The organism is Pseudomonas sp. RA_15y_Pfl2_54, from assembly GCF_963971015.1.
Lineage (GTDB): Bacteria > Pseudomonadota > Gammaproteobacteria > Pseudomonadales > Pseudomonadaceae > Aquipseudomonas > Aquipseudomonas baetica_A.
Genome location: NZ_CAXAPN010000036.1, coordinates 40,876 through 52,038 on the forward strand (window position 1 = coordinate 40,876; position 11,163 = coordinate 52,038).

Here is an 11,163-nt window from a genome sequence, read left to right on the forward strand (position 1 = left end):
CGGACACAGTCTATAGAAGCGTCACCGCCGCGCACATTAACCCTTGGTCGCGTCGTAGGCTACTTTTGCCTGCACTACAACGCCAGCTTTCGTACTGTCCTCAGTCAGTTTTTGTGCCACTGAGCTGCTCGAAAGCCTGAGTGGTGCGTATGACGAAACCTGTATCGGCACGCATTACAAAGAATGCAGCAATGTCATGTTTTTCGGCATAGTCCCACGCCCTTTCAGGACCGAGAATCAGCAACAGTGTCGATAGTCCATCGGCCATCAACGCTGAAGGATGAATCACCGTGACTGACGCGAGGTCATGTAGGACCGGCGCACCGCTACGAGCATCGAAGGTGTGGGAATAGCGCCTGCCATCGTGCAGAAAATAGTTGCGGTAGTCGCCGGAGGTGGAAACGCCGTAGCCATTGACGTTGATGATGCGCTCGGCGACTTGTTGATCATCGCGAGGCTCTTCCAGTGCGATGCGCCATGGCGAGCCGTCGAGTTTTTTGCCCTTCGCCTTCAGCTCGCCCGTGGCCTCGGCGAGGTAATCGTGGATGCCCATGGCATCCAGCCTGGCAGCGATCGTGTCGACGGCGTAACCGGCAGCGATGCTGTTGAAGTCGACTTCAACAGCGGCGTCCTTGCACAACTGATCGCCCTCAATGCGCAGATGCTGATGGCCGACCCGCTGCATCACTTCAGCCAATGCAGCGGTGTCGGGGATTTTTTCTTCGCGACCTTGCGGGCCGAACCCCCAGAGATTCATCAGCGGTTCGACGGTGAGGTCGTAGGTGCCTTCACTTTGCTCTGCCAGTTGTTCGCCGACCCGAACCAATTCGAGCACCGACGCGGGCACGGCTCGGCAACTGTCAGCGGGCAACGCGTTGAAACGCTCGATGTCCGAGTCGCTACGGTAAGTGGACAGTTGTTGATCAACTTCGCTGAGGATGCCTTCCACTTCGCTGCGAACTATCGCCGGTTCGGCAAGACCGGCGTGGCGCACATACTTGACCGACCACGTGCTGCCCATGGCCGGGCCGCCGAAGCTTTCCATGGAATCGCCGTTGCCGCAGCCGGACAAAATGCCAGCCAGCACCACGAGCCACCCCCAGCGTCCAATTAACAATTCTTCATCTCCCTGCAAAACCGCGCCAGCCATTATGGGCTACAGACCCCGCTAGCTCCCAAACGAACGCAACGACTTCATAAAAATTCAATAGTGAGTACCTGCACATGTCCTCTACAACGGGCAAAGGCAAAGCGATTTTTCGCGTTGTCAGTGGCAACTTCCTCGAAATGTTCGACTTTATGGTCTATGGCTTCTACGCCACGGCCATCGCCAAGACCTTCTTCCCGAACGACAGCGCCTTCGCCTCCCTGATGCTTTCGCTCGCCACCTTTGGCGCCGGCTTCCTGATGCGGCCACTGGGCGCGATCTTTCTGGGCGCTTACATCGACCGCCATGGTCGTCGCAAAGGCCTGATCATTACCCTGGCGATGATGGCCGCCGGCACCGTGCTGATTGCCTGCGTACCGGGATACGCAACGCTCGGCGTCGCCGCACCGTTACTGGTGTTGTTCGGACGCCTGCTGCAGGGCTTCTCGGCGGGTGTAGAACTGGGCGGTGTCTCGGTTTATCTGGCGGAAATTTCCACCCCGGGGCGCAAGGGCTTTTTCGTTAGTTGGCAATCCGCCAGCCAACAAGCGGCCGTGGTATTTGCCGGCCTGCTTGGCGTCGGCCTCAACCACTGGCTGAGTCCGGAGCAAATGGGCGAATGGGGCTGGCGCGTGCCGTTCCTGATCGGCTGCATGATCGTTCCGATAATCTTCGTCATTCGCCGCTCGCTGGAGGAGACCCCGGAATTCCAGGCGCGCAAACATCGCCCGACCTTGCGGGAAATCGTCCGCTCGATCAGTCAGAACTTTGGCATCGTCCTCGCCGGCATGGCGCTGGTGGTGATGACCACGGTTTCGTTCTACCTCATCACCGCCTACACCCCGACCTTCGGCAAAGCTGAACTGCATCTGTCGGATCTGGATGCATTGCTGGTGACGGTGTGCATCGGCCTGTCGAACTTCTTCTGGTTGCCGGTGATGGGCTCTGTATCCGACAAGATCGGCCGCAAACCCCTATTGCTGGCGGCGACAATTCTGGCGATTCTGACGGCTTATCCGGCGCTGTCGTGGCTGGTGGCGAACCCGATTTTCAGCCATCTGCTGATCGTCGAGTTGTGGCTGTCGTTCCTGTACGGCTCGTACAACGGCGCGATGGTGGTGGCACTGACCGAGATCATGCCGGTAGAGGTTCGTACGACCGGGTTCTCGTTGGCCTACAGCCTGGCGACGGCTACCTTCGGCGGCTTCACTCCAGCGGCGTGTACATACCTGATCCATATATTGGGCAACAAGGCTGCGCCGGGGATCTGGCTCAGCGGTGCGGCGGTACTGGGGTTGATTGCGACGCTGGTGCTGTTTCGTGGCAATAAGCATGAACTGCGCACGGCGCAAGCCTCGGTAGTCGGCGGCGCCTGACAGGACACCTTCAACAGCCGCACAAACAAAAACGCCCCGACCAAAGTCGGGGCGTTTTCATGTGCAGCTAAGGCTTAGCGCGGGAAGGCTGGCGGGTTTACACCGGCCATGTCTTCCATCACGCGAACAACCTGGCAGCTATAACCGAACTCGTTGTCGTACCAGACGTAAAGAACAACGCGGTTGTCCTGAACGATGGTTGCTTCAGCGTCGACAACACCGGCGTGGCGCGAGCCAACGAAGTCGGTGGATACCACTTCCTGCGAGTTGACGAAGTCGATTTGCTTGTGCAGATCGGAGTGCAGCGCCATGTAGCGCAGGTACTCGTTCATCTCTTCACGGGTGGCAGCTTTCTCAAGGTTCAGGTTGAGAATGGCCATCGACACGTTTGGCGTCGGAACACGGATCGCGTTACCGGTCAGCTTGCCGGCCAACTCAGGCAGGGCCTTGGCAGCAGCGGTAGCAGCACCGGTCTCGGTGATGACCATGTTCAGCGCAGCGGAACGACCACGGCGATCGCCTTTGTGGAAGTTGTCGATCAGGTTCTGGTCGTTGGTGTACGAGTGAACAGTTTCGACGTGACCGTTGATGATGCCGAACTTGTCATTCACAGCTTTGAGCACCGGCACGATGGCGTTGGTGGTGCAGGAAGCGGCGGACACGATCTTGTCGTCAGCGGTGATTTCACCGTGGTTGATGCCGTGAACGATGTTCTTCAGCTTGCCTTTGCCAGGCGCGGTCAGAACAACGCGGTCGATGCCCGGGCACGCCAGGTGCTGACCCAGACCATCGGCGTCACGCCATACACCGGTGTTGTCCACCAGCAGCGCATCTTTGATGCCGTACTGGGTGTAATCCACCTCGGTCGGGTTCTTCGCGTAGATCACCTGGATCAGGTTACCGTTGGCGGTGATGGTGCTGTTTTCTTCATCGATGGTGATGGTGCCGTTGAACGAACCATGAACCGAGTCGCGACGCAGCAGGCTGGCGCGTTTGGTCAAGTCGTTGTCGGCGCCTTTGCGCACCACGATGGCACGCAGACGCAGACCGTCGCCACCACCGGTTTTCTCGATCAGGATGCGGGCCAGCAGACGACCGATACGACCGAAGCCGTACAGTACAACGTCGGTGCCTTTGCGGGCCGAAGCGTTTTGCTGGCCAACCACGTCAGCCATCTCTTCGCGAACGAACTGCTCGGCGGTGCGGCCATTGCCTTCGTTACGGAATTTGAACGCCAACTTGCCCAGGTCTACCGAAGCCGCGCCGAGCTTGAGCTCGCTCATGGCTTTAAGCAGAGGGAATGTTTCGTGGACGGAGAGTTCGCTGTCGTCGGAAGAACGGTGGCGCGCAAAGCGGTGAGCTTTGAGAATCGCGATGACAGACTGGTTGATCAGGCTGCGGCCATAGATCGAGCTCACCACGTTGTTATTGCGGTAAAGCTGACCGATAAGCGGAATCATCGCTTCTGCGAGTGCTTCACGGTCGATCCATTCACCAAGACACTGGTCGGGCTTCTGAGTCACGGTAACCTTCCACATGTAGGGGCAGAAAAAAGGGGCTACATTATGCCGCCGGGAGCCTCTTGTAGCAATGCGCGCTTGTCGCGCAACCGGTAACAAAATCCCGTTCAAAAAAATTACGCCCTTCTCCAGCCCAGTAAAACCGGGGCCTGCAGCGCAGTCAATTTTTCGACGACTGTTAGACGATGTCCGTAACCCTCCGTAACACCACCCGGTTTCGGCACTACATAATCATTAAAAAAGTACTCGTTTTTATGGTTACCACTACATTTTGCGCAATCAGCGAAGATAGACACAGTCTGCAACTGACAGGCAGCACCTGACGCCGCTACAATTACCGACTTTGTCGCAACGCCTGGAGCTCAACCTTCCGTGCCTGTTCTGCGTCTACCGCTTCTCCCTGCCGAGGCAGGTAAACAGCACTGGGGCAACCTGCCCGGTGCCGCCCTGAGCCTGGCGATTGCCGAGGCTGCCAGCGCTGCCAAGCGCTTCACCCTGCTACTGACCGCCGACAGCCAGAGTGCTGAACGACTGGAACAGGAGCTGAGTTTCTTCGCCCCGGATTTGCCCGTTCTGCATTTCCCCGACTGGGAAACCCTGCCCTACGATCTGTTCTCGCCGCACCAGGACATCATTTCCCAGCGCATCGCCAGCCTATATAGGCTGCCGGAACTGGAGCACGGCGTGCTGGTGGTGCCGATCACCACGGCCCTGCATCGCCTGGCACCGACCAAATTCCTGCTCGGCAGCAGCCTGGTGCTGGACGTCGGCCAGAAGCTTGATGTCGAACAGATGCGCTCGCGGCTTGAAGCCAGCGGCTATCGCTACGTCGACACCGTTTACGAACATGGCGAGTTCACCGTGCGCGGCGCGCTGATCGACCTGTTCCCGATGGGCAGCAAACTGCCGTATCGCATCGATCTGTTCGACAACGAAATCGAAACCCTGCGCACTTTCGACCCGGAAAACCAGCGCTCCATCGACAAGGTCGATTCGGTCAAGCTGCTGCCGGCCAGGGAATTCCCGCTGCAAAAAGATGCGGTGACCCGCTTCAAGGCGCGTTTTCGCGAGCGTTTCGATGTCGACTTCCGTCGCTGCCCGATCTTTCAGGACCTGAGCAGCGGCATCACGCCGGCCGGTATCGAGTACTACCTGCCGCTGTTCTTTGATGAAACCTCGACCCTGTTCGATTACCTGCCACAGGACACCCAAGTGTTCTCGCTGCCGGGCATCGAGCAAGCGGCAGAGAACTTCTGGAACGACGTGCGCAACCGCTATGAAGAACGCCGCGTCGATCCATCGCGTCCTTTATTGCCACCCGCCGAACTGTTCCTGCCGGTGGAAGACTGCTTCGCCCGCCTCAAGAACTGGCCGCGGGTGGTCGCCAGCCAGCAGGACGTGGACACTGGCGCTGGTCGCGAACGCTTCCCCGCTCAAGCGCTGCCGAATCTGGCCATCGAAGCCAAAGCCACCCAACCGCTGGCGGCGCTGGCAGCGTTCCTCGATGAGTTCCCCGGCCGCGTGCTGTTCACCGCCGAATCGGCGGGCCGTCGCGAAGTGTTGCTGGAGCTGCTGGAACGCCTGAAGTTACGGCCGAAAACCGTCGACAGTTGGCCGGACTTTGTCGAGAGCAAGGATCGCCTGGCAATTACGATTGCCCCGCTCGACGAAGGCTTGCTGCTCGACACGCCTTCGCTGGCACTGGTGGCGGAGAGTCCGCTGTTCGGCCAGCGGGTGATGCAGCGTCGTCGCCGCGAAAAGCGGACCGACGCCAACAACGACGCAGTGATCAAAAACCTCACCGAGCTGCGCGAAGGCGCACCGGTGGTGCATATCGACCATGGCGTCGGCCGCTATCTGGGCCTGACGATTCTGGAAATCGACAATCAGGCGGCGGAATTCCTCACCCTGGAATACGCCGAGAACGCCAAGCTCTACGTGCCCGTCGCCAATTTGCACCTGATTGCTCGCTACACCGGCAGCGACGATGCGCTGGCCCCACTGCACCGCCTCGGCTCCGAGACCTGGCAGAAAGCCAAACGCAAAGCCGCCGAACAAGTGCGTGATGTGGCTGCCGAACTGCTCGATATCTACGCCCGTCGTGCCGCTCGCGAAGGCTACGCCTTTGCCGACCCGAAAGCCGATTACGCGACGTTCAGCGCCGGTTTCCCGTTCGAGGAAACGCCGGATCAGCAATCGACCATCGAAGCCGTGCGCGAAGACATGCTCGCGCCGAAACCGATGGATCGACTGGTCTGCGGCGACGTGGGTTTCGGCAAGACCGAAGTGGCCATGCGCGCGGCGTTCATTGCCGTGCACGGCGGCCGCCAGGTGGCGATTCTGGTGCCGACCACCCTGCTCGCCCAGCAACACTACAACAGCTTTCGCGATCGCTTCGCCGACTGGCCGGTGACCGTGGAAGTGATGAGCCGCTTCAAATCGGCCAAGGAAGTCAACGCTGCGATTGCCGATCTGGCCGAAGGCAAGATCGACATCGTCATCGGCACCCACAAGCTACTGTCCGATGACGTAAAGATCAAAAACCTTGGGCTGGTGATCATCGACGAAGAGCACCGCTTCGGCGTGCGTCAAAAAGAACAGCTCAAAGCGCTGCGCAGCGAAGTCGACATCCTGACGCTGACCGCTACGCCGATCCCGCGCACGCTGAACATGGCGGTGTCAGGCATGCGTGACCTGTCGATCATTGCCACGCCACCGGCACGACGTCTGTCGGTGCGCACCTTCGTCATGGAGCAGAACAAGAGCACGGTCAAAGAAGCCCTGCTGCGTGAACTGCTGCGCGGCGGCCAGGTTTACTACCTGCACAACGATGTGAAAACCATCGAGAAGTGCGCCGCCGATCTGGCCGAACTGGTGCCCGAAGCGCGGATCGGCATCGGCCACGGGCAGATGCGCGAACGCGAACTCGAACAGGTGATGAGCGACTTCTACCACAAGCGTTTCAACGTGCTGATCGCCTCGACCATTATCGAGACCGGCATCGATGTGCCAAGTGCCAACACCATCATCATCGAGCGCGCCGACAAGTTCGGTCTGGCGCAGTTGCACCAGTTGCGCGGTCGCGTCGGTCGCAGTCACCACCAGGCTTACGCTTACCTGCTGACACCGCCACGCCAGCAAATCACTTCGGACGCAGAAAAGCGTCTGGAGGCGATCGCCAATACCCAGGACCTTGGCGCCGGTTTCGTACTGGCGACCAACGACCTGGAAATCCGCGGCGCAGGCGAATTGCTCGGCGATGGCCAGAGCGGTCAGATTCAAGCCGTGGGCTTCACGCTGTACATGGAGATGCTTGAGCGCGCGGTGAAATCGATCCGCAAGGGCGAGCAACCGAACCTCGATCAACCGCTCGGCGGTGGCCCGGAGGTCAATCTGCGAGTGCCGGCGCTGATTCCGGAAGATTATCTGCCGGATGTTCATGCCCGACTGATCCTGTACAAGCGCATTGCCTCGGCGACTGACGAGGAAGGCTTGAAGGACTTGCAGGTCGAGATGATCGACCGCTTCGGCCTGCTGCCGGAGCCGACCAAAAATCTGGTGCGCATCACTGCGCTGAAATTGCAGGCCGAACAACTGGGCATCAAGAAGGTCGATGGCGGGCCGCAAGGTGGACGTATCGAATTCGCCGCGCAGACGCCGGTTGACCCGATGACGTTGATCAAACTGATCCAGAGCCAGCCCAAACGCTACAAATTCGAAGGCGCCACGATGTTCAAGTTCCAGGTGCCGATGGAGCGCCCGGAAGAGCGCTTTAATACTGTAGAGGCGCTGTTCGAGCGCCTCATCCCGAAAACTGCTTGAAGGACGCCGCATGCGCCTGTTTCGCTCACTGACCTTGCTACTGACCTTGGTAGCGCCCACGGCATTTGCCGATGACACCTATCAAGTTGAAATGATTCTGGTCCGCCAGAACGCGGTTCCGGCGATTGTCAGTCGCACCGCACCGGAAGACTGGGCCGCAGGCGCCCAGCGCCTGGGCGATGATAGCAACCGCACACCTGCGCTCGGCGATGTTGCCAGCAAACTCACCGCCAGCGGCGACTACAGCGTGTTGATGCACAAAGCCTGGCAGCAGCCACTTGGCGAGGCGCCGACCAAAGTCGCTGTCAGCGACGGCAAAGAACAGTTCGGCCAGTTCCCGATCGAAGGCACGCTTGAGATGAAGCTCGGGCGTTTCACCGACGTGACGGCCGACTTCTGGGTCAATCAGATCGACGCCAATGGCCTGGTCACCTCAAGCGAACGCCTGCGACAGGACAGTCACACCAAAAACGGCCAACTCAACTATCTCGACAACGGCCACCTGGCCCTGCTGATCAAGATCACTTCCCTGACGGCTCCAGCTCCACGGCAAGCGCCTGAAGCCATTGCGGACTGACCGAAGTCCTTATGTCTGCCCCCTTAAGTAAACCGTTGGCACCCTCCTGGGTCAGCCGATTCAAGGAACAAAGCCTGGAGCGTGGCCGCCGCTACGCCCTGGAAAACCGGGTACGCATCGCCCAGGTCGGCGATGCGACCATCACCGCCAGTTGCGAAGGCTCTGGCGGTAACGTCTACCGTCAGACCATTCACTTGCGCGAGTCAGCCAAAGGCACCTTGCTGTTGGTCGACGCCGGGTGTACCTGCCCGGTTCGCATCAACTGCAAACACTGCGCAGCGGTGTTGCTGCACATACAGGAAACCCTCGATTTCCCCGCCGCCGCCAAAGACGCCGAACTGCTGGAAAAACTTCAAGCCGTACTGGAGAACCGCAGCCCCAAAGCCCCGCCGCAAGTGCTGATCGACAACGTGCAACCGCTGCCACGCCTGTGGCTGGCCAGTGTCGAGTTCAGCGCTTTCGAACCGCGCAACGGCAAAATGCAGCGCTATATTCAACATCGCGCGGCGTTGTCCTTCAGTTATCTGGACGAATACGTCAGCGGGCAGAAAAACAGCGACATCCTGATTCGCCAGGAAGCCCAGACGCTGCGGATAAAACGCCACCCGGAAATAGAACAGTCCTACCGCGAACAGTTACGAATCCTCGGCTTCCGTATCGCCACGCGACAAAGCAAAGCCTTGCCGGAAAGTGCTGGCGAACTCTATGAGATGGTCAACGACAGCGCCTGGCTGACCTTTACCCTCAATGATTTGCCGAAGCTGCGCACACACGGCTGGGAAATACAGATCGACGAAGAGTTCGGCTTCGACCTGACTGCCGTGGATGACTGGTACGCCACCGTCGAACAGGCGCCGGAGCGCGACTGGTTTGATCTGGAGCTGGGGATTATCGTCAACGGTGAGCGCCTGAGCCTGTTGCCGATCCTGCTCAACCTGATGCGCTCCCATGCTGAAATCCTCAATCCGGAACGCCTTGCACGCCGCCGCGATGACGAGCTGATTCTGGTCAATGTTCCGCAACGCAACAGCGAGCACGGGCCGCTGCAAGTAGCGCTGCCGCTGGGTCGATTGAAACCGGTACTCGCGACCTTGGGCGAGTTCTATTTGCAGGAACCCGGGGAAACCACCCTTCGCCTGAGCAAGGCTGACGCCACACGCTTGAATTCGCTGGAAGGCATTCCGCTGCTTTGGGAGGGTGGCGAACAGATCCGCACCTTTGCCCAGCGTCTGCGTGACATTCGCGATTTCAGTGCAAAAGCACCAGAGGGATTGAACGCGACGTTGCGCCCCTACCAGCTCGAAGGCTTGAGCTGGATGCAATCGCTGCGGCAGCTGGAGGTCGGTGGGATTCTTGCGGACGACATGGGACTGGGTAAAACCCTGCAGACACTGGCGCATATTCTCAGCGAGAAAAATGCCGGACGCCTGAACCGCCCGTGCATGGTGGTGATGCCCACCAGCCTGATCCCGAACTGGCTTGATGAAGCGGCGCACTTCACACCGCAACTGAAAGTGGTGGCCCTGTACGGAGCCAGCCGCAAAAAGCATTTCGATCATTTGGCCGACTATGACCTGATCCTCACCACCTACGCGCTGCTGCCCAAGGACATCGAGCGTCTGGCGCAACAGCCTTTGCACGTATTGGTGCTGGACGAAGCGCAGTACATCAAGAACCCAAACAGCAAAGCGGCCCAGGCCGCGCGCGAATTGAACGCTCGTCAACGCCTGTGCTTGAGCGGCACGCCGCTGGAAAACCACCTCGGCGAGCTGTGGTCGCTGTTCCATTTCCTGCTGCCCGGCTGGCTCGGCGACGTCAAAAGCTTCAACGCCGATTACCGCGTACCGATCGAAAAGCGCGGGAGTGAAGTCAGACTTCAGCACCTCAACGGTCGGATAAAACCGTTTTTGCTGCGCCGCACCAAGGAGCAGGTTGCGACTGAACTGCCACCCAAAACTGAAATCATCCACTGGGTCGATCTCAACGAAGCCCAGCGCGATGTGTACGAGACCATGCGCTTGGCCATGGATAAGAAAGTCCGCGACGAGATCACCCGCAAAGGCGTGGCACGCAGTCAGATCATCATTCTTGAAGCGCTGCTGAAACTGCGTCAGGTCTGCTGTGATTTGCGCTTGGTTAACGACGCTACCCTGCCCGCTCGCGGCAGTACCTCAGGCAAACTCGACAGCTTGATGGAGATGCTGGAGGAGCTGTTCGAGGAAGGTCGGCGGATACTGCTGTTTTCGCAGTTCACTTCGATGTTGTCATTGATTGAAGACGAGCTGAAAAAACGCAATATCTCCTACGCTTTGCTGACCGGGCAGACCCGGGACCGACGTACGCCGGTGAAGGAATTTCAGAGTGGCAAGCGTCAGATTTTTCTGATCAGCCTGAAGGCCGGCGGTGTTGGCTTGAACCTGACGGAAGCGGACACAGTGATTCACTACGATCCATGGTGGAACCCGGCGACCGAGAATCAGGCGACTGACCGCGCGTATCGGATCGGCCAGGAGAAACCGGTATTCGTCTACAAGATGATTGCCCGAGGCACGGTGGAAGAGAAGATTCAGCACCTGCAGAAAGAAAAATCCGACCTGGCGGCGGGCGTGCTGGATGGGCGCAAGGCGGGGGACTGGAAATTGCAGAGCGATGACATTGAAGCGCTGTTTGCGCCGTTGCCGGATAAGTTCGAGAAGCGCTAAGACTGTCGGCGTCAGTCGG

Annotated in this window: 6 protein-coding genes; 4 read left to right on the top strand and 2 right to left on the bottom strand. The window is 59.1% G+C overall.

The features are described from left to right. Window positions 1-100 precede the first annotated feature (100 nt). Window positions 101-1,150 (bottom strand): FAD:protein FMN transferase, encoded by a 1,050-nt coding sequence (locus AACY50_RS23490; protein ID WP_339433378.1) that lies wholly within the window; start codon window positions 1,148-1,150, stop codon window positions 101-103. 74 nt (window positions 1,151-1,224) lie between these two features. On the opposite strand from AACY50_RS23490, the gene AACY50_RS23495 reads away from it, so the two are divergent. Further along, window positions 1,225-2,523, top strand: coding sequence for an MFS transporter (locus AACY50_RS23495; RefSeq protein WP_339539230.1), 1,299 nt, complete (start codon window positions 1,225-1,227; stop codon window positions 2,521-2,523). A 74-nt stretch (window positions 2,524-2,597) separates the two neighbouring features. Here AACY50_RS23495 and AACY50_RS23500 read toward each other — a convergent pair whose 3' ends face one another. Beyond that, a complete protein-coding gene (locus AACY50_RS23500) occupies window positions 2,598-4,061 on the bottom strand; it encodes a glyceraldehyde-3-phosphate dehydrogenase (RefSeq protein ID WP_339433380.1) in 1,464 nt (487 codons plus the stop codon). A gap of 354 nt (window positions 4,062-4,415) precedes the next feature. On the opposite strand from AACY50_RS23500, the gene mfd reads away from it, so the two are divergent. From mfd to AACY50_RS23515, 3 genes are read left to right on the top strand one after another with little or no spacing between them, the layout of a single operon-like run. Continuing rightward, window positions 4,416-7,865 (top strand): transcription-repair coupling factor, encoded by a 3,450-nt coding sequence (gene mfd / locus AACY50_RS23505; RefSeq protein WP_339539231.1) that lies wholly within the window; start codon window positions 4,416-4,418, stop codon window positions 7,863-7,865. Between the two features lie 10 nt (window positions 7,866-7,875). Then, window positions 7,876-8,442, top strand: a complete 567-nt coding sequence (locus AACY50_RS23510; protein ID WP_339433382.1) for a CsiV family protein — start codon at window positions 7,876-7,878, stop codon at window positions 8,440-8,442. Between the two features lie 11 nt (window positions 8,443-8,453). Continuing rightward, window positions 8,454-11,144 carry a DEAD/DEAH box helicase gene (locus AACY50_RS23515; protein ID WP_339495341.1) on the top strand — a complete coding sequence of 897 codons (2,691 nt, stop codon included), beginning with the start codon at window positions 8,454-8,456 and terminating at the stop codon, window positions 11,142-11,144. The last annotated feature ends 19 nt before the right edge of the window (window positions 11,145-11,163 follow it).

Excerpts from the sequence above, each read along its gene's own strand:
- AACY50_RS23500 (WP_339433380.1), bottom strand. The coding sequence starts at position 4,061 with ATGTGGAAGGTTACCGTGACTCAGAAGCCCGACCAGTGTCTTGGTGAA.
- AACY50_RS23515 (WP_339495341.1), top strand. The coding sequence starts at position 8,454 with ATGTCTGCCCCCTTAAGTAAACCGTTGGCACCCTCCTGGGTCAGCCGA.
- AACY50_RS23495 (WP_339539230.1), top strand. The coding sequence starts at position 1,225 with ATGTCCTCTACAACGGGCAAAGGCAAAGCGATTTTTCGCGTTGTCAGT.
- AACY50_RS23490 (WP_339433378.1), bottom strand. The coding sequence starts at position 1,150 with ATGGCTGGCGCGGTTTTGCAGGGAGATGAAGAATTGTTAATTGGACGC.
- AACY50_RS23510 (WP_339433382.1), top strand. The coding sequence starts at position 7,876 with ATGCGCCTGTTTCGCTCACTGACCTTGCTACTGACCTTGGTAGCGCCC.